This window comes from Christensenella sp. KGMB01412 (assembly GCF_055522415.1).
Window position 1 is genome coordinate 527,323 of the sequence record NZ_JBVFVW010000001.1, and the last position, 19,600, is coordinate 546,922.

The window sequence follows — 19,600 nt, forward strand, 5'->3', positions numbered from 1 at the left end:
GATAACATTATCACTATGAAACACAGAGTATTTGGAGAAACGATTGCCCTCCGGCTTGAAAAGGGCGACAAAATTATGGAATGTATCAAGGACATTTGCACGAGAGTAACGGCTGTAAAGGCCGGCACTATTTCAGGGCTTGGCGCTTGCCGCACTGCTACCCTCGGTGTGTACAATCTTCCCGGTAAGGAATATATTCCTCATGATTATGAGGGTAATCTGGAGCTGGCCTCGCTTACCGGAAACGTTTCGCAAATGAATGGTGAAGTTTACCTGCATATTCATGCTGTATTTGGCGATGAAAAAGGCAACGTTTATGCGGGCCATTTGAATGAAGCGGAAATCAGCGCAACAGGCGAGATTTTTATTACCGTACTTGATGGTGTAATCGATAGAAAATACAGTGATGAGATCGGTCTGAACCTAATGCAGTTCTAAAGAAAAGCAATCAACAAAAAAGAGACCTTAAAAGGTCTCTTTTTTGATATGCAATTTTTGCGTACCGCTTCGGCTAATTTAATTTGTCTTTTTGATATTCCTTTAGTTTCCTGTTCATTTCCGACCATTTCCTTTTATTGATTCTCCAGAATATAAGCCAGATTACAATATAGGCTGCAATGAAACCTATATAGTAAGTAAAAATATAGTTGCCCGGAGGAAGCCATCCAAACCATAACATCAGCAGTGTGCAACCCGTAATCAAAATGATAAAGTGCACAATCGTACGAATGATATACGTTTTATTGTTTTTGTCGGATTCCGCCCATATAAGCTGCACGCAGGCAATGAACACCGCGAAAATCAGATCGTTTCTAAGTTCGACAAGCGGCAGCGCATCGCTACCGATTATAACCACGATGCAGCTTGAAATAAAAAGTGCAATCAGAAATGCTATTGCAAATACTGTAAAAGCCATTGCGGCCAGTTGCTTCGCCTTCATTTTATTACCTCCGAATCCCTAATTTTTCTTTTAGCGCCGGCGCATATTGCCGCGATATGATTTGCTTTTCTCCATTTTCAAGTTCCACTTCTATCTTTCCGTTCAGGATCGGATTCAATACTCTCACTTTAGAAAGATTGATGATCGTAGATTTATTGACGCGCAAAAAACTGCCGTTGCCGAATTTCTCCTCAATTTCATACAGCTTCAACGGACAATCATACACCTCTGTTTTGGTGTAGATATACACTCTATCGTCCACGCTTTCAAAATAATAGATTTCCTCCGGCTCCAAAACAAAGGTTTGTTTCTCCAGATTTCCCATCACCTTTTTCTGAGACGTGCCGGCAAGCGCCACGAGTTTTAAAAGCTCGTCCGACATTTCCGCACAACGGATGATGATTTCATCCTGCTCATATTTCGGATCGATATCCAAGGTAACCTTCATCATACATTCCCTTCCCGCCAATCTTTTGCCTGTATGCAGCGCAGACCGCAAGATTTCAAGATTTCTTTTTCCTGATTTAAGTATAAAGGTATAAAAAATGCACGTCAACGCAATTTGGGTAAGTTGCGTAACGCGCATTCCATGTTGCTTTTTACCCGCGGTTACTTAAGCAAAAAACGTTCAAGCGCAGGAACATCTTCCGCTATATACCGGCAAGTATAGTTTGCGACGTCCTCCATCTTATTAAAGCCAAATCCCCATAAAACCGCACAAAAATCCATACCGGCAAGCTTTGCCCCATTTGCGTCATAATCGCTGTCTCCGATCAGGATGCTTTCCTCCGGTAAAGAATTGGTGCGTTTAAGCGCCTCCTTCACAATCGCTTCCTTACTCTTGATGTTCATATCCTCAGACGCTCCGCAAATCGCGTCAAAATAATCAGTGAGTTCAAAATTGAGCATTGTCGTGCGTACAATTTTCTCCATCTTAACAGAAGCTACCGCGCATTTCACTCCGGCATTATCCAGTTTTTTCAGCAAATCGACCATTCCCGGATAGACCTTCGCTTCAAACATTCCCCCTTCGGCATATTTCTGCCGGTACAGCGTCACCGCCCTTTCGGCATCCTCGTCCGACATTCCGCACACATCAACAAAAGACAATTTCAACGGCGGACCAATAAATTTACGAAATATATTTTCTGGCGGTATCGCCACACCCAGGTCTGTCAGTGTCTTTGTAGCACATTGCAGGATTCCAATACTGGTATCCATGAGCGTTCCATCAAAATCAAATAATACTGTCTTATACTTCATATCCACTCTATCTCCAAGATTTTTATGCTTTTGGGCGGCAGCTCTGCCTGAACAAGCCCTTCCGCGACGGAATAATCCTCCCCGGTTAAAATACAGGAAGCGCGTACAAATTCAAGCTCTTTGAGTGCATTGACCGCCTTTGCGGGCATCAGCTCTTCCCCCGCAAACAGATCGATCACCGCCTGGTGCTTTTGTTCTGAGCGGTTGACAAGCGTCAGGTACATTCCATCCTTTTTCAGGTTTCCAAACGCATCCTTTCCGTCAATACAAAAACGCAGAATTCCAAGCATATCCTCTCCCTGTGCATAGAATACGCAATTACCCGTTTTAAGCGCGTCGCTTTCCCGCCTCAGCCGCGAAAGCTTTCGATAATATTCCTGCATCTGTTCATCGTTTTTCACAAACGGCGCGCGGTTAAACGGATCAAGCAAGCCGTGCATGCCGGTTTCATCCCCATAATAAATACAGGGCATTCCAGGAATACTAAACTGTATTCCCACCGCGAGCCTTTGCAGCTGTGCGCCCGCTTTATCCTGTTCTTCCGAAACAACAAAATGCGCCTGCTGCTCACGCGAAAGAGAGTGCGCGTCTATTTTCGTTCCAAGCACAGTCCTGATGCGTGCAACATCATGACTGGAAAGCAGATTCATCAACGAATAATACATATCCTTTGGATAATTCTGGTTTTGTCCGACGAAAAACCGTTTCAATGCTTCCGCATTCGACTTTCCCGTCAAAAAATCAGTAACCGCCTGCGCAAACGGATAGTTCATCACACTGTCAAGTCCGCGTCCAAGCGCGTAGGTCCTGTTTTTTCCATAGCTTTGCTTTGTGGTCGCATCCTCCCATACCTCCCCCAGCAAGGCGTTGTCCTGGGATAGATGCTTCAGCTTCCTGCGCATTTGTTCGATCGTTTCATCTGGCAGCTCATCCGCAACATCGAGCCGAAAGCCGTTGGCCCCTCGAAGGATCCATGTCGCAAGCACACTTTTTTCGCCTTCAATCACAAAGTCGATCCAGTCTGCTTCCGTTTCATTTACCTCCGGGAGCGTTTGAAAGCCCCACCAGCTTTTATATTCGTCAGGATAATTTGCAAACTGGTACCAGTTATAGTAAGGAGATTCCTTACTTTGATACGCGCCAACGGAATCATACCTGCCATATTTATTAAAATACACGCTGTCGTCGCCCGTATGAGAATAAACGCCGTCAAGCATTAACCTGATACCGCGGTATCCAGCTTCCTTTGCAAGCAGCTCAAAATCTTCGTTCGTTCCAAGCATGGGATCAACTTTCAAATAATCGCCTGTATTGTAACGATGATTGGAATCCGCTTCAACAATGGGATTCAGGTATAAAACAGTAACTCCCATATCCCTTAAGTAATCAAGGGAATCTACAATGCCAAGAAGCGTTCCGCCGTAGTAATCGCACGGCTCATAAAATTCCCTTCCCTCGAGCGCCTCATAGACTACCGGCTCGTCCCACTTCTTGTGGACATATACTTCCCTGCCCAGCTCACGGTGATACGCGGCTCCCTTGTCAAAGGTTGCATCGTCGCTTCTCGCAAACCGATCCGGAAAAATTTGATACATAACGGCTTCTTTCATCCACGTTGGTGTTGTGAATGCTTCATCATAGACCGTCAACTGAAAAGGAGACGGCGGATTCCAGTATACGTCCCCCGCGCCGCTCGTACTCCCTATGCGAGCGCCATAGTAAATATTTGTTTTTTCATCAAGACTGATACAAAACCAGTACCAAATAACCTGCGGCTCCATTGGCGTGGTATATTCCGCACACCAAAAGCCATTTTCCTCATACATCTCAATATTTTCTTCAACGCCGCCGGCAACGGCGACCAGATATATTTTTTTGAAAAAAACATCGCGCAGCGCAAGACGCAGCACAACCTTTGTGCCTGCCGGAACCGCTCCGGAAGGCGCACGGTATTGCTCCTTTGCCGAGTCGTGCATGATTTGTTTTGAAAAATCAATCGTTTGCATTGTTCCACCCTAAACCATTTTATTTTCGTTCGCTCATTTTCCTCAAATGCCAAATGAGCTCATTATACTCATTGATCGTACGGTCCGAAGAAAAACGCCCGGATTTTGCAGTATTCATAGCTGCCATCCGCTTCCAGCGTTCTTTGTCTACATATGCGCTTACGATCTGCTCGTACGCCTGCGCATAGGAAGCAAAATCGTACAACAGGTAATACTGGTCCGCACGCTGCATCTCACCAAACAAAAGCGAATGGTACAGATCAGAAAACTGCCTGTCGTTCGCAACGTGCAGCGATCCGTCGATAAGCCTGTTGAGCGCAAGACGCAGGTCTGTATTCTGCTCATAATATAAACCCGGCTTGTAGGTTCCAAAACGTTCCATACGGCTGATTTCCTGTTCTGTGGCGCCGAAAATAAAAATGTTGTCGTCGCCCACAGCTTCGTAAATCTCGACGTTGGCCCCGTCCATCGTTCCAAGCGTTACCGCACCGTTCATCATGAACTTCATATTTCCGGTACCTGACGCTTCAAGCCCCGCTGTGGAAATCTGCTCGCTGATATCTGTCGCCGGTATCAAAATCTCCGCCTCTGATACGCTGTAATTCTCAATGAATACAACTCTCAGGATATCTTTGGTGTCAGGATCGTTGTTTACAAGATCCGCAACCGCCAAAATCAGGCGGATGATATTTTTGGCGCGCACATAACCCGGCGATGCTTTTGCGGCAAATAAAAATGTGCACGGCTCGATATGCACCTGCGGATTTTCCTTTTTCAGGTTATACAAATGCAGGATGTGCAGTACTTTCAAAAGCTGCCGCTTATATTCATGCAAACGTTTCGCATGTACGTCAAAAATCGTATTTTCATTGATCTCGATTCCCTGTGTCTTTTTCAGATGATCGCGCAGGTGAATTTTATTCTGGTGCTTGACCTCCATAAAATCATCAAGGAATTTTTGATTATCGAGCAAATCCTCAATCCGATCCATCTCTTTATAGTCTTTGAGAAAACCGTCGCCAATATGATCGCAAAGCAGCTTTGTAAGCGGTTGATTTGCTTTGGCAAGCCACCTTCTGGGAGTAATCCCGTTTGTAATCCCCAAAAACTTATCCGGAAATACGATATAGAAATCCCGGAAGGTACGCGACTTGATAATTTCTCCATGGAGCTTTGAAACGCCGTTTACTTTATTGCAGACTGCAATACACAAATTAGCCATCCTGATTTCATGATAGGAAATAATCGCCATTTTGCTGATTTTGTCCCATTCACCGGGATAGATTTTCCACAGGCTGTCACAGAATTTATCGTTGATTACTTTAATGATCTCATAGATTCGCGGAAGAAGCGCCTTAAACATATCCTCTTCCCAACGCTCAAGCGCCTCCGCCATGATCGTATGGTTTGTGTAATTAAATATGCGGCTGCAAATATCAAAAGCTTCATCCCAGCCCATTCCTTCTTCATCCATCAGGATACGCATCAGCTCAGGAATCGCAAGCGTCGGATGCGTGTCATTGATCTGCACTGTAAAATAGTTTGGCAGCGTATGCAGGTCTCCATAATTCGCCTTATGCTTACGAACGATATGCTGCATTGTCGCGGAGGTAAAGAAGTAGAACTGCTTTAAGCGCAGTTGCCTGCCCTGCTCGTGGTTATCCTCCGGATATAAAACCTTGGAAATAACCTCTGCAAGCTCCCGCTCCTGCATTGCTTTGGAATAATCGCCGCGGTTGAAATAGTGCATATCAAGCTCTGTTTTGGCTCTTGCGCTCCAAAGGCGCAGCGTTGCGGGCATTTCGCTCATGTACCCCATTACCGGATAGTCATAAGGAATCGCAAGCACGCTGTAATAATTTTTGTGATTGATTTTCAGCCCGCGCTCTGTCCAGACCTCCTCCAGCTCGCCGCCGTATTTAACCTCTACCTGTTCCTCCGGGCGCGCGATTTCCCAAACGTTTCCGGCTTCCAGCCAGTTATCATCCACTTCCACCTGCTCCCCATCCAGAATACGTTGTTTAAAAAGGCCGAATTCATATCGGATACTGCACCCCGTTACAGGGAAGTCAAGTGTGGATAAAGAGTCCAGAAAACAGGCCGCCAAACGTCCGAGCCCACCGTTTCCAAGTCCTGCGTCGCGCTCCTGCTCCTCAATATTTTCAAGATTCAGCCCAAGGTCTGTGAGTACTTCCTGGTAATCCTTTAACAGATGCAGGTTGATCATATTGTTGACAAGCGCCCGCCCCATCAGAAATTCAGCAGACAAATAATACAGCCGTTTCAGTCCCTGGTTGAGCATTTGTTTGTTTGCGTCCGTCCATTTCTCCACGATTACATCGCGAATACTGAGCGCGCAGGATTTATATATCTGATCCTGTGTTGCTTCTTCCAGCGTTTTACCAAAATTACGCTTAAGCTTCCCCAGGATTTTTTCCTTTATTTCTTCTTTCGAAAGATCGTATCCCATAAATACCTCCTTATGAAATCAATTATTCTTATTATAGCATATCCGCCTGCCATGCACGCGGGTTCATAATAATTTTACACTTGCCCGCCCATATGAAAAAAACTGTTACAGCAATACAATGTATAACAGTTTTTGTCACTTTTTCATATCGAACGTACCGTTTTCCGCTTCATCATATTATTCCTTTTCATCATCGATCTGGTTTTCCAGAACGGCGAAAATTTCTTCTTCAGCGGGAGGCTCTGCTTCTTCAAGCAGGCTTCCGCAGTATTCAGATGCTTCTCCGGGCTGTTCGCGTGCTTCCTGCCCGTGCGCCATCGGAATTACGAAGTCGTCTATATGCACCGGCTCAACCGTATCCTCAGATTCCAGTTGTCCGTCAAGCTCCTGTGCAATTTCCTGTATCGGCTCTTCGTCCTCCTGCCCGTCGTCCTCCGCGGCATCCAGAAAAAACGGATTTTCTTCAATCGGAAGCTCATCAATGGAAGCAGCCTTTTTCAATAACTTAGACTTTTTCTGCATAGTTAAATTGATCGCGCCTTTCATTTCAGTAATAAGTGATTGCTATTTTATCCTTTATTTTATCATTCGTCAATGCTGCCGGTTCATTTTGCAACCAGCATATCGTATATTTTTCTATATTCCTTCGCTGATTTATCAAAGCTGTTGTCAATCGCCATTGCAGTCTGGATCAGGCTTGCAAGAGCCGCCTTGTCCTGATAAACGTTCAGAGCAAAACGGATCACATTAAGCATATCGTGCGCATTATAATTTGTAAACGAAAATCCGTCCCCCTCCTGCGTATAGATATTATACGGCTTCACCGTATCGACAAGCCCGCCTGTTTCCCGCACAATCGGCAGCGTTCCATACCGCTGCGAAATCATCTGCGAAATACCGCACGGTTCAAACATAGAAGGCATCAGGAAAAAATCACATCCCGCATAAATCCGGTGCGCAAGCGGATCGCTGTATCCAAGGCAAACCGCTGTCTTTTGCGGATACCTGCCGGCGATATATTTGAAGAAACTCTCATATTGCTCGTCTCCGCTCCCCAACAGCACAAAGGCCACGTTTTCATATAGCAGTTCTTCCAGTACGGCGCGAACAAGGTCAAGTCCCTTTTGCTCGGTCATACGCGTGACCATTCCAATCAGCGGCGCGCTTGGCGCGATAGAAATATCGAGCTCCCCAAACAGTTCCGTCTTATCTACATATTTTCCCGCAAGATCGTCCGGCGTATAGTTGCATTTCAGGTTTTTGTCTGTCTCCGGATCAAATTCAACCGTATCGATTCCATTCACAATCCCATAAAGATCGTCTTTACGCGCATTCAAAATTCCTTCCATGCCGCGGCCATAATATGGATCCAAAATTTCACGCGCATAGGTTGGGCTTACCGTTGTAATCTTGTCCGCAAACACAAGTCCGGCTTTCATCATATTCGCGCTGCCATAGGCCTCAATATACTCCGAAGTAAAATAACGCTCATCTACGCTCAGGACGTCTTTTGCAAAATCAAAAGAAGTCTGTCCCTGATACTGGAGATTGTGAATTGTGAGAACTGTTTTAGCCTTTCCCTGCGGCCTGTCCTGATACTGTGTTTTCAGGAGGAACGGAATCATCGCCGTATGCCAGTCGTTGACGTGAATAATCTCCGGTTCAAAATCAAGAAACGGAATTGCCTCCAGAACCGCACGGCAAAAATATGCGTATTGTTCGATTTCGTCCTGACCGCCTTTGTAGATACAATAACCAAAGTAATACTCGTTGTCGATGAAATAGTAGGTTACGCCGTCAAGGTCCATCGTCTCGATGCCCAGATACAGCGTACGCCAGCCCATCTGGATGTTCATCGTCGCAAGTACCCGCAAACGGTCCGCATATTTCTCCTTGATCACACTATGCCCCGGCATCATAACGCGCGCGTCAACGCCTTGCGCTACGAGCGTCTTGGACAAGGCGCCAATAACGTCTGCAAGCCCGCCCGTCTTTGCGAAGGGAGCGGCCTCTGCACCGACAATCAAAACCCTGTGCTTTTTCATACGATTGCCCCCTTACGAATGATTACAGGGAATCCCTCATCCCCGATCAGCCTGCGTCCCTGACGGATATTGACCGATTTATCGAGGATCACGTATTCCAGATCAGAATTGTTGTATATTTCACTGTTCTGCATAATAATACTGTTTTTGATCTTCGTTCCCTTCCCTACATAAACTCCACGGAATAAAATGCTGTTTTCCACTTCGCCTTCGATGATGCAGCCATTTGCGATCAGGGAATTTTTCACGCTGGCTGTCTTTAGATATTTTGCCGGAACCTCGTCTTTTATTTTGGTGTAAACCTGATTTCCGTTGTAAAAAAGATTCTTCTGTATATCTGTATTGAGGAAATCCATATTCAGCTTGTAGTACGAGGCGACCGAATGCAGCCTGCCGACATATCCTTTGTGCTCGTAACCCATGATTTTAATGCGTTCCAGGTTGTTCATGAGTAAATCGCTGACAAAATTGTACTTGCCGCGCGACATGCAATCCTCAACAAGATATTCCAGAAGGTCTTTCCTCATAACATAGGTATCCATTCCAACCTTTGAAGAATCACTCGTAGACGCATTGATTTCAAGATCGATTACCCTTCCGGCGTCATTGACATGAATACGTACGTCTTTAAAACGCTCTCCCTGGAAAAATTCAGCTTCCTCCTGGTTGTAAAGCATCGTGATATCTGCGCCTGTATCGATATGGTATTGGATCATGTCGTCAAAAACGCGGTTATAAATTGTGTAGGAGCCCGACAAGATGACATACTTTTGCTTGGAGCGGGTAATATATCCCATTACTCCTTTGATCGCATCGATGAGTCCACGGTACGTCCCCATGTTGTCCGCGCTTGAAAACGGAGGAAGGATAAACAATCCGTCCTCTTTCCTGGAAAGATCCCATTCCTTCCCTGAACCAAGATGGTCCATCAGGGAATGGTACGAGCGCTGTGCAATTACTCCAACATTCCGTATCCCGGAATTAACCATATTGGAAAGAATGAAATCGATTGCGCGGTACCTGCCGCCCACCGGAAGAGCGCCTACAGTCCTTAAATAAACGAGCTCCCTCAGGTTTATATTCTGTTCGCCTGCATAGATCAAACCAAACGTATCCCTTAACATGATCAGACCCCTCCCTTCGCAGCTTTTATGGTTCGCTTGGCAGGAACGCTATCGCCCTCACCAACCTGCGCGCCGCTTTTGATCACTGCCTTGCTGCCGATTACCGTGATCTCTTTCTCACCGCCGACAACTGCATTCTCTTCAATGACCGCTTCTTCGTCCACAATGCTTTTAAGCACCCTGCCGCCCTTTTTGATCATAGTATCCTGCATAATAATGCTGTCTTTTACAAACGCATCCTTTTCAATCGTGACTCCTGCGGAAAGGATACTGTTCTCTACCTCGCCATAGATATAGCAGCCCTCTGAAATCAGGCAATTTTTAATTTTTGCGTTTTGATCCACAAAGTGCGGCGGCTTATTTGGATTTCGCGAGAAAATACGCCACGCGTCGTCGTAGAGGTTAAGACCGGGGCTATCGTGCAAAAGCTCCATATTTGCATCCCAAAGGGAATTGATGGTACCAACATCCTTCCAGTAGCCTTTATAGGGATATGCAAATAACCGTTCGCCGTTATCCAGCATTTTGGGAATGATGTTCTTTCCAAAATCATTGCTCGATTTCTCATCCTTGGAGTCCGCAACCAGGTATTCACGTATTTTTTGCCAACTGAACACATACACGCCCATAGAGGCCATGTTGCTTTTTGGTTTTTTGGGTTTCTCCTCAAATTCATTGATCCTCAACGTTTCATCCGCATTCATGATACCAAAACGCGAGGCTTCCTCCATTGGAACCTCAATTACGGCAATCGTCGCGTCCGCTTTATTCGCTTCATGCGCACTGATCATTTGGCTGTAATCCATTTTATAAATATGGTCGCCGGAAAGCACCAGAATATAATCCGGGTTATACTGCTCGATAAAGTAGATATTCTGGTAGATCGCATTTGCGGTACCGGTATACCATTCGCCACGTTCTCCTTTCACATATGGCGGCAACACGAACGCCCCGCCGGTAATTCCGTCAAGATCCCAAGGCGCTCCCGTACCGATATATGCGTTTAATTCCAACGGTTCGTACTGCGTCAGCACACCAACCGTATCAATGCCGGAATGCACGCAATTAGAAAGTGGAAAATCAATAATGCGGTATTTTCCCCCATATGTCACCGCAGGTTTTGCGCGATGCTTTGTGAGTACTCCAAGCCTGCTTCCCTGCCCGCCGGCGAGCAGCATTGCCACACATTTTCTTTTCTTAAACATTTTTCGTCATCCCCTTACTTTTTTAAGGTGAATTTATAATAAACCGCTCCAAGCGGCGGCAGCGTCATTGCTGCGCTATAATCCATCTTATTAATACCCCTTTTTTGTGTTTTAATTATTTGCTCAGGCCCGACGCCCGAGCCCCCGTATTTCTTTTCGTCGCTGTTAAGAAGCAGTTCCAGCTTTCCTTCCTGCGGGATCGCAACCCAATAATTTTCCCTTACCACCGGCGTAAAGTTTACGACGCAGATTATGCGTTCTTCCCCTGCGCTTCGCATAAAGGCAAACGTGCTGCGCTCCGCATCGTCCACGTTGAGCCATGTAAACCCCTCCCAGCTGTCGTCGATCCTGTAAAGGGCCGGGTTTCCCGTATAGACTTCATTCAATTCTTTTACAAATTTCTGCATCCCTGCATGCGACTCGTATTCCAGTAAAAACCAATCGAGCTGTTTCTTATAATCCCATTCAATAAACTGTGCAAATTCATCTCCCATGAACATCAGTTTTTTGCCCGGGTGTGCAAACATAAAGGAATACAGTGCCCTCAGCGATGCAAACTTCTGCCAATAATCGCCAAACATTTTGTCGACCATTGATTTCTTCCCATGAACAACTTCGTCATGAGAATAAGCCAGAATATAATTTTCGCGAAAGGCATAAAACATGGAGAAAGTCATTTTATTGTGGTCAAACTGGCGGAAATAGTGATCCATACTCATATACGCAAGCGTATCGTGCATAAATCCCATATTCCATTTAAAAGTAAATCCCAGACCGCCGTCATATGGCGGTTTTGTGATCATCGGATAAGCGGTGCTTTCTTCTGCGATGGTCATAGTCCCCGCGTATTTCGTAAGGACTACGCTATTTACCCGCCTGAGCATCTCAACCGCGTGGTTATCAATATTGCCGCCTTCCTCATTGGGTACAAAATACCCGTCGCGGGCATAGTCAAGATAGAGAATCGATGTAACGGCATCCACGCGCAGCCCGTCTATATGAAACTGGTCCATAAAGAACACTGCATTTGAAACCAGAAAGCTGACCACTTCCGGACGACCGTAATTAAAAATCAACGTTCCCCATTGCGGATGTTCCCGCTGGAGTACATTCTCATGCTCATAAAGATGCGTACCGTCAAATTTCGCAAGGCCCTGTGCGTCCTTTGGGAAATGCCCGGGTACCCAGTCTATGATGACGCCAATACCGCGCGAGTGCATCTTATCCACAAAATACATAAAATCCTGCGGGGTACCATATCGTGATGTAACCGCATAAAAACCAGTTACCTGATAGCCCCACGATCCGTCAAACGGATGCTCTGCAACCGGCATAAGCTCGATATGCGTATAGCCCATATCGTTTACATAGTCTGCAAGCTCGTCCGCCACCTCCCGAAAGCTCGGAAAGCGGTAGCCTTCCTTTGTGCGCCATGAACCGATATGCAGCTCATAGATCGAAACCGGATTTTCCAGCACATTTTTTTTGATCCTGCGCTGGACATATTTATCATCATGCCATTCATAGCCGCCAAGGTCCCACACTTTAGACGCTGTCTGCGGTCTCACTTCGCTGTGAAATGCGAACGGATCCGCCTTCAAAACAGTGCTGCCGTCATAGCCATGAACCATATACTTATAATTTTCCCCATCCTTAAGACCGGGAACAAAGCATACCCATACGCCGTTTTTATACAGCTCCATGGGGGTTTCAGCAGCATTCCAGCTGTTGAAATCTCCCACGAGGCTAATGTTCCTGGCATTTGGCGCCCACACGCAGAACCGGTGCATTTTAAGCTCATGGATATAGTGACATCCAAAAAACTCATACGCTTTCTGCGCCTGACCAATATTAAATAAATAAATATCATTTTCCGGCAAATATTTCAAGAATTTTTCTTTCACTTGATCATCGCCTCTTTTCAATATCCTGATTCAGTCGTTTTATACCGTGTAGATGAATTGATCATCCTTTCCCGAAGCCTTGCTGAGCTCCGCCGCCTTCTCCTCATAGCCTTCCCTGCCCATCAATGCGAAGGTCGCAATTTTTCCTGCTTCAACGCCCGGCTGGTCAAATGCGTTGATGTCGAGGAATTCTCCCGCCGCAGCCGTCGCCATCTCAAGGAAGAAGAATAATGCGCCAATCTCCTTTGCGTTCATTTCCGGCAATGTAATACGCATGTTCATCTTGCCTGCCTGCGTAACCGCATATTCCGTAGCGCGCATTTCAGACGCAATCAGCTTATTAACCGTTTGCCCCTGCAGATATGCCGCGTCCAGCATGTCGATTGGCGCTTGCGGAATTTTGAGCTGCGTATGGAAATTCTCCACATCGATAAAAGAAATAATTTTATCAAACGGGCCTTCCGCATAGAGCTGTATCTGGGAGTGCTGATCTGTTACGCCAAGCGCGCGAACAGGTGTTTGCCCCTTATTTACAATGCTTCCATCGTTTCCATAGCGTTTTCCAAGAGATTCTGCCCAAAGCTGGGCGTACCATTCAGCCATGTTCAGCAGACCGTCTGCATATGGCATCATAACAGAGATATTGACTCCTTTATTCATTGCCGTACAATAAAGCAGAGCGTACATATAAGCCGGATTTTCCCAAAGGCTTTCTTTGGTGCATGCCGCATCCATTTCCTTTGCCCCTGCAAACAACTCGTTGATATCGATATTGAGCACGGCGGCGGAGAGGAGACCTACCGGACACAATACGGAAAAACGCCCGCCAACGCCGTCCGGCACGGTAAATGTTTTAAAGCCATATTGATTGGATATCTTTTTCAGAATGCCGGATTCCTTGTCCGTCGTGAGGACGATGTTGTCTTTAAAATGATCGCCCATCTCCTTTTGCAGCTTATCCAGAACGATCATAAACTGCGACATTGTTTCCACTGTGTTTCCGCTCTTTGTGATTACATGGAAGCATGTTTTCTTCACATCAATAACGTCAAACAGGGCATTGATTCCGTCCGGATCTACGTTATCAACGACATAAAACCTTACGCCGCCGCGTTTTTCACGGGAAAGCTCGTTATATTTCAGATGCTTCACGCCCGTAAAAAGGGCTTTTGATCCAAGCGCGCTTCCGCCAATTCCCAACACCACAAAATTTTCAAAGTGATCGTTGATCCGTTTTGCTTCTTTGTTGATTTCCTCCACAACCGAGCTTTGGTTATATGGGAGATTCCTCCACGCCATCGCATCCTTTTTGTCGCACATATTTTTATGTACCTGCGGCACCCTGGCTGCCATGACTTCAATTTCCTGTCCTGAGATACCATGCTCTCCTATGCTTGCCTGCAACATATGGTTAAAATCAATTTTCATACTTTTACCCTCCGTTTTTCATTACTAAAAATTATTATAATCCCTGTTGGGCTTATTACTATTTTGTTTGTCCATTCTCTTCCTCTTCACGTCCGAACGCCGCTGCCTCAGACATCGTATGCTGCTCTGCCGCAAGCTTTTCACGATAGTTTTTTTCAAGCTTTCTTTTCAGTGCAAGGAACAGTACCGCTCCAACCGGAAGGATGAAATTAAGCTGATATCCACCGTTCATAAAGTAATAAGCGCTTGAAAATGACGCGATATAAATATTAAAGGATACCGTTGCCCGAACAACGCCCGCTCCATTCGACGCAACCGTAATACAGATGCACAGCAGGATGATGAGAATAATCCACAGCCATTTCATCTTGATTTTTGCACGGATACAGGCAACAATCGCCCACGCAATCACAGCATAGAATATGACCGTCACCGCAACCATCACGCCCTGCATCATCCTTGACTGATCGTTCTCTACCTGCGTAACCGCGGCATAATCACTTGAATTAATCAGGTTAAACACGTGAAACTGCCAATTTCCGTCCTGATTGATCTGCGTTACATTGATGTGATACTCATCCTGGTCTGTCGTAACCACAACGTCTGCGCTTCTCGTTTCAAGCGGCGTTCCGTCCTGTGCATTCAGCGTCGAAAACGCAACATCAGAGACCGCAATATCCTGCACGGTTCCCTTAAGGTAGTCCCTCATCTGTGTGACCACCTCAGCGCTAAGTCCTGATTTCACGTCTTCGGTCACCATTTCTGCAATTTTGTCCTGCTCTCCGAGGCTGATTGCTTCCAGCATCTGCCGCGTATCACCAATAATTTCATCTCCTGACTGCGCGTCTGAACTTTGCGCAAAGCAGGATACCTGTATGCCCAAAATTAAGATAAGCGTAATGATCAGGAAAACCCCAAGTGCCTTTTTCGATTTCAGCATTGATTTTCAACCTCTGTCCTTCCATACGTTTCCGTCAGCTTTCTCATCCATTTAATATGCTCTTGTGAAAATTGTCCCTTCTTAAGCCTCCATTTCCAGTTCCCCAGCGCCACTGACGGATAATTCATGCGCGCCTCACCGCCCAGATTCAAAACGTCCTGCATTGGAATAATCGCTATGTCTGAAACGCTCATCATCGCAAGCCGAATCAGTTTTTCCACAATGTCGTTTTCCGTACTTTTCCCAATATAGGAGAAAAGATATTCTTTGGTTTCCTCATCCTGATGTAAAAACCAGCTTTTTGTCGTATCATTATCATGAGTGCCAGTATAAACAACACTGTTGCGCGGATAATTGTGCGGCAAATAAGTGCTGTCCTGTTCGTCAAACGCAAATTGAAGTACTTTCAGCCCCGGGAAACCACAGTAATCAAGGAAGCCTTTGACGTTGTCGTCAATCTGTCCCAGGTCTTCAGCAATGATCGGCGGCATGGGAAGCGCAGTTTTGATCGCATCAAAAAGCGCGCCCGCAGGCCCTTTTACCCATTCCCCATCCTTGGGCGTACCACCCTTTGGAATTTTGAAATATGCTTCAAAGCCCCTGAAATGATCAATACGCAGTACATCATACAGGGTAAGGCTGCGCGCCATACGCCGCACCCACCATTCGTAGCCATGCTCGCGCATATAATCCCAGTCGTAAAGCGGATTTCCCCATAGCTGGCCAGTATCACAAAAATAATCCGGCGGCGTGCCTGCCACGCTGCCATCCTTTACAAAAAGCTCTGGATGCGCCCACGCTTCCGCGGAGTCTCCGGACAAATAAATCGGAATATCGCCAATCAGCTGTATTCCGTTTGCATTTGTATATTCTTTGAGTGCAAACCACTGCCGCTCATATAAAAACTGCATAAATTCGACGCATTCAATTTCTTTTTCATAAGTTTGCGTCAATTCCATGATTGTGGCAGGATCCCGCTCGATCACACATTCATCCCATTGTTGATAAGGAAGATAGTGAAAGTGTTTTTTCAGTACGGTAAACATCGCATAATCAAACAGCCAACCTGAATTTTCAATTCGAAATGCCGAAAATTCCTGCGTATATTTCTCAATCCCTTTTTTACAGGCTTTTTTTAAAATATCGATCTTTAAACGAAAAAGAGCGTCGTAATCAACACAGGATTCATCGTCACCAAAGGAGAGACCGTCATAATCACTTTTTTGAAGGAGGCCATCCTCCGCCAGCATATCAAAATCAATGAAATAAGGGTTGTAGGCGAATGCGCTCGTTCCCTGATAGGGACTATCGGCATAGCCGGTTGGAGTACATGGCAATACCTGCCAATAGGATTGTTTGGCGGCTTTCAGGGCGTCTACAAAATCATACGCCGCTTTCCCAAGCGTACCAATACCATATGGAGACGGCAAGGACGATATGTGTAACAGTATCCCATTTCCTCGTTTCATAAGCTTTTCTCCATAGATTTATTTACACCTTCATTATATATTTTTTGTCATTAAAAGTATAGCATTTCATGAAAATTCATACGATAATGCTTTCTATGTTTATTGACGTTTCCACGGTCACGCAAACATTTTTATTCCCTGGAAGCAAAAAAAGCACCGTAGCTTTATGAAGCCCGGCGCTATCTTGCAGCAAAACAAATCAGACGATTTCAAAGCCATTGCGGCCATGTTCTTTTACAACATAGAGAGCTGTATCGGCCTTTTCATAAAGCATCATATAATCCTGCCCTTTTTGGGCAAAAGCAACCCCCATGCTTAGCGTTGCGGCTTCTCCCTGCCCCAAAACAATATCTTTTTTTATTTCCCTGCGTAAAGCTTCGCATTTGTTTACAACCATATCCCTGTTACGGACATTTTTCATGAACGCAAGGAACTCATCCCCGCCCAGGCGGCCGACAATATCATCCTTACGAAATACCCTCTGGATAATATCCGCAACATTGATCAATACCTTATCTCCGGTATAATGCCCATATTTATCATTAATTCTCTTGAAATTGTCAATATCCATAACAAAAAGCGCGCCCGGCGTTTCTTCAGACGAATGCTGCAAATGCTCATTGATCAGCTTTTTGCAGGTCGCTCCATTATATATATTGGTCAGGCTATCGTTTTGTGCCTTCAATAAAAGGTCTTTCTTTTCTTCCCATTCCTTCTGGATATCCGATATTTTTCCAACTGTGAGCACATGCTTTCCATTGAAGTCAGAAATCACTTTTGCTGTAACGCGTATCCACCGCTTCCTGCCGTCAGGGAGCATCATTTCCATATCCTCGACCATTTCATTTTTATTTTCATTTTCGAACGCACACATCATTTCCTGCGCCTTAGGCAAATGCTCCATGGCTTTGCTGTAATGCTCCGTTACCCGATCCACGTTAAAATATTTTGCACATTTTTCAGACAGCTTCAATACATCTTTGGCGTAGTCATACTCAAAAATATACTCGTTGGATAATTCCGCAAGCTGCAGATACCGCTCGTTTTCGATCATAAGTTTTCTGGAAAGCTTCATCCGCCGATTGAAATATACAATCAAAATAACGATTATAACTGCGGCAAAGATACTGACAGACAAAACCGCTTCCCTTGGATTGGAATCCAGAAAAGCCGTCAGAGTAATCTTTTCCGGCTGCATAACGGTATTCTTGTTCATGATTTCGTTCATCGTCTCATCAGGAATATTGCGTACCGCTTTATTGATAATCGTTAATAAACTGACATCCGCAGGCTTGAGCACTCCAATACAGACCTTCTCTGCCAAATCAGACTGCGGCACAAGGTACAGGTTTCCGTACTGCGATTGGTTGGCGTAATATTGAAAAATATGACCGTTACCATATGTATAGTCTGCATCGCCTTTTGCGACAGCCTTCAGGCAATCCTCCGGCGACCGGTAGCGTTGTACTTCGCTTGCATACTTTCCTTCATAGACAACACCATCCGGTAGAGCAAGCTTCTTGCCTTTGATATGATCGGAATCAACGTTTTTATTTACCGCCATAATAATCTGTGAAGTAAGATAAGGACGTGTAAGCGACAGTTCCTGCTCTTCCGCAGCATTGTAATCATAGTTTGCGCCCGCAATCACATCTATTTTCTTTTCCTGCATCATCTGCTGCAATTCATCATAGCTGCCAACTGGGACAAACTCGAATTTGAGTCCAGTGCTTTCCGCAATATGATCGAATATATTTTTTGAAATTCCCTTTAGCTCACCCGTATTCTCTTCCATATACTGAATGGGCGCACGCCCCAATGGAACTCCGACATAGATTACACCGGCCTGATCGATATATGCTTGTTCTTCATCAGAGAATATCAACGTATCGTTTTTTGTTTCAAAATACTTTTCATACAACGTTGTAGAAAAATATGGATCTGCTTCATTCACCCTTAAAATAGCTGAACTGATTTCATTGACAAGCTGTGAGTTTCCTTTGGTCGTTATGAAGTAATAAGGCTTGGGAGAATATTTTGCGATTGCACGCGTCCCGTTCATCGGGCTCATGTCTACTCCCGGCACGGCGTCCACAGTACCATTAGAAAGCATTTCCATCATGCTTTGCTCGTCATCGCAATAAGTAATCTGTGGTGAAATACCATTCATTTCACAGAATTGCTCGAGCGCTGCATTGTTGTTTTTCGCTTTTGACAGGAGCGCAATTTTTAAATCTTTTATCGATTGGTAATTTGCTTCATTAATTTTGGTGTTTTCCTGCAAAACATTAAGTGTGGAATATGCCGTTCCGTAGCTGTAGCCAGGATAATCATACACCTGCGCAAGCTCGTCGCTATATACAATTCCACCCATGATGTCAATCTCGCCTTTTCCAAGCATATCCAGCAATTTTGTAAGTTGTTCATCCAGTGTGCCTTCCACAGTAACAAATTCAAAATTCCAACCGTTATATTGCGCCATTTCCTGCAGATATTCGTAGGTGTATCCTGAATAGTTTCCATTTTCGTCGATTTCGGTCAGGCCCGTCTGCATCGGATACCCAACCCGCACTGTATTGTATTCGTTTTTATTCGCATATACCGCTTTTGGGAAGGCCGCAAAAAAAATACATACAACAATCAAACATATAAACACACGACAACAATTTTTGCTGTGAAAAATTCCTTTTGAACAATTCAAACCTGTTTCCTGATTTTGCAGCTACCATAAACAAACCAATCCCGCAAATATCTTCCCTTATCAATAATGCTATAATTATACTCCTTCATTACACAGAAGGCAATT

The 19,600-nt window shown here is 45.2% G+C and carries 15 protein-coding genes; 1 reads left to right on the forward strand and 14 read right to left on the reverse strand.

Going from position 1 to position 19,600, the window contains the following annotated elements:
- The first annotated feature begins 15 nt into the window (after positions 1 to 15).
- Complete coding sequence (locus tag ACS5WU_RS02505) at positions 16 to 438, forward strand: PPC domain-containing DNA-binding protein (RefSeq protein ID WP_465088912.1); 423 nt, start codon at positions 16 to 18, stop codon at positions 436 to 438.
- 73 nt (positions 439 to 511) lie between these two features.
- Here the strand turns inward: ACS5WU_RS02505 and ACS5WU_RS02510 are convergent, their stop codons facing one another.
- From ACS5WU_RS02510 to ACS5WU_RS02575, 14 genes are all read right to left on the reverse strand, one after another.
- Positions 512 to 940, reverse strand: coding sequence for a DUF3021 domain-containing protein (locus ACS5WU_RS02510; RefSeq protein WP_046442170.1), 429 nt, complete (start codon positions 938 to 940; stop codon positions 512 to 514).
- 4 nt (positions 941 to 944) lie between these two features.
- On the reverse strand, positions 945 to 1,391 hold the full coding sequence (locus ACS5WU_RS02515) for a LytTR family DNA-binding domain-containing protein (protein ID WP_160295562.1): 447 nt from the start codon (positions 1,389 to 1,391) through the stop codon (positions 945 to 947).
- A gap of 158 nt (positions 1,392 to 1,549) precedes the next feature.
- Entirely contained in the window at positions 1,550 to 2,203 is a 654-nt protein-coding gene (locus ACS5WU_RS02520) for an HAD hydrolase-like protein (protein ID WP_052740127.1), read from the reverse strand.
- Positions 2,200 to 4,209, reverse strand: a complete 2,010-nt coding sequence (locus ACS5WU_RS02525) for a glycoside hydrolase family 13 protein (RefSeq protein WP_302762180.1) — start codon at positions 4,207 to 4,209, stop codon at positions 2,200 to 2,202. Before ACS5WU_RS02525 ends, ACS5WU_RS02520 begins: the two co-directional genes overlap by 4 nt.
- A gap of 19 nt (positions 4,210 to 4,228) precedes the next feature.
- Positions 4,229 to 6,679: a glycogen/starch/alpha-glucan phosphorylase gene (locus ACS5WU_RS02530; RefSeq protein WP_059109272.1), complete on the reverse strand. Its 2,451-nt coding sequence runs from the start codon at positions 6,677 to 6,679 to the stop codon at positions 4,229 to 4,231.
- 177 nt (positions 6,680 to 6,856) lie between these two features.
- Positions 6,857 to 7,201: a hypothetical protein gene (locus tag ACS5WU_RS02535; protein ID WP_131924889.1), complete on the reverse strand. Its 345-nt coding sequence runs from the start codon at positions 7,199 to 7,201 to the stop codon at positions 6,857 to 6,859.
- Positions 7,202 to 7,284: 83 nt separating this feature from the next.
- A complete protein-coding gene (glgA, locus tag ACS5WU_RS02540) occupies positions 7,285 to 8,724 on the reverse strand; it encodes a glycogen synthase GlgA (RefSeq protein ID WP_302762112.1) in 1,440 nt (479 codons plus the stop codon).
- Positions 8,721 to 9,848 carry a glucose-1-phosphate adenylyltransferase subunit GlgD gene (gene glgD / locus ACS5WU_RS02545; RefSeq protein ID WP_046442177.1) on the reverse strand — a complete coding sequence of 376 codons (1,128 nt, stop codon included), beginning with the start codon at positions 9,846 to 9,848 and terminating at the stop codon, positions 8,721 to 8,723. Before glgD ends, glgA begins: the two co-directional genes overlap by 4 nt.
- 2 nt (positions 9,849 to 9,850) lie before the next feature.
- Entirely contained in the window at positions 9,851 to 11,053 is a 1,203-nt protein-coding gene (locus tag ACS5WU_RS02550; protein WP_320607253.1) for a glucose-1-phosphate adenylyltransferase, read from the reverse strand.
- 14 nt (positions 11,054 to 11,067) lie between these two features.
- Entirely contained in the window at positions 11,068 to 12,957 is a 1,890-nt protein-coding gene (glgB, locus tag ACS5WU_RS02555; protein WP_302762157.1) for a 1,4-alpha-glucan branching protein GlgB, read from the reverse strand.
- Between the two features lie 39 nt (positions 12,958 to 12,996).
- Complete coding sequence (locus ACS5WU_RS02560) at positions 12,997 to 14,385, reverse strand: glucose-6-phosphate isomerase (RefSeq protein WP_302762156.1); 1,389 nt, start codon at positions 14,383 to 14,385, stop codon at positions 12,997 to 12,999.
- A 58-nt stretch (positions 14,386 to 14,443) separates the two neighbouring features.
- Positions 14,444 to 15,325, reverse strand: coding sequence for a hypothetical protein (locus tag ACS5WU_RS02565; protein ID WP_320607254.1), 882 nt, complete (start codon positions 15,323 to 15,325; stop codon positions 14,444 to 14,446).
- Complete coding sequence (gene malQ / locus ACS5WU_RS02570; RefSeq protein ID WP_046442183.1) at positions 15,319 to 16,794, reverse strand: 4-alpha-glucanotransferase; 1,476 nt, start codon at positions 16,792 to 16,794, stop codon at positions 15,319 to 15,321. The genes ACS5WU_RS02565 and malQ overlap by 7 nt, the downstream gene beginning before the upstream one ends.
- 199 nt (positions 16,795 to 16,993) lie before the next feature.
- On the reverse strand, positions 16,994 to 19,438 hold the full coding sequence (locus ACS5WU_RS02575) for a transporter substrate-binding domain-containing diguanylate cyclase (RefSeq protein ID WP_302761781.1): 2,445 nt from the start codon (positions 19,436 to 19,438) through the stop codon (positions 16,994 to 16,996).
- Between the last annotated feature and the right edge of the window lie 162 nt (positions 19,439 to 19,600).

What these genes read in the sequence shown, in the direction of transcription:
- ACS5WU_RS02530 (WP_059109272.1), bottom strand. Translation starts at nt 6,679, where the DNA reads ATGGGATACGATCTTTCGAAAGAAGAAATAAAGGAAAAAATCCTGGGG.
- glgA (WP_302762112.1), bottom strand. Translation starts at nt 8,724, where the DNA reads ATGAAAAAGCACAGGGTTTTGATTGTCGGTGCAGAGGCCGCTCCCTTC.
- ACS5WU_RS02520 (WP_052740127.1), bottom strand. Translation starts at nt 2,203, where the DNA reads ATGAAGTATAAGACAGTATTATTTGATTTTGATGGAACGCTCATGGAT.
- ACS5WU_RS02535 (WP_131924889.1), bottom strand. Translation starts at nt 7,201, where the DNA reads ATGCAGAAAAAGTCTAAGTTATTGAAAAAGGCTGCTTCCATTGATGAG.
- ACS5WU_RS02510 (WP_046442170.1), bottom strand. Translation starts at nt 940, where the DNA reads ATGAAGGCGAAGCAACTGGCCGCAATGGCTTTTACAGTATTTGCAATA.
- ACS5WU_RS02560 (WP_302762156.1), bottom strand. Translation starts at nt 14,385, where the DNA reads ATGAAAATTGATTTTAACCATATGTTGCAGGCAAGCATAGGAGAGCAT.
- ACS5WU_RS02505 (WP_465088912.1), top strand. Translation starts at nt 16, where the DNA reads ATGAAACACAGAGTATTTGGAGAAACGATTGCCCTCCGGCTTGAAAAG.
- ACS5WU_RS02550 (WP_320607253.1), bottom strand. Translation starts at nt 11,053, where the DNA reads ATGTTTAAGAAAAGAAAATGTGTGGCAATGCTGCTCGCCGGCGGGCAG.
- malQ (WP_046442183.1), bottom strand. Translation starts at nt 16,794, where the DNA reads ATGAAACGAGGAAATGGGATACTGTTACACATATCGTCCTTGCCGTCT.
- ACS5WU_RS02565 (WP_320607254.1), bottom strand. Translation starts at nt 15,325, where the DNA reads ATGCTGAAATCGAAAAAGGCACTTGGGGTTTTCCTGATCATTACGCTT.
- ACS5WU_RS02525 (WP_302762180.1), bottom strand. Translation starts at nt 4,209, where the DNA reads ATGCAAACGATTGATTTTTCAAAACAAATCATGCACGACTCGGCAAAG.
- glgD (WP_046442177.1), bottom strand. Translation starts at nt 9,848, where the DNA reads ATGTTAAGGGATACGTTTGGTTTGATCTATGCAGGCGAACAGAATATA.
- ACS5WU_RS02515 (WP_160295562.1), bottom strand. Translation starts at nt 1,391, where the DNA reads ATGATGAAGGTTACCTTGGATATCGATCCGAAATATGAGCAGGATGAA.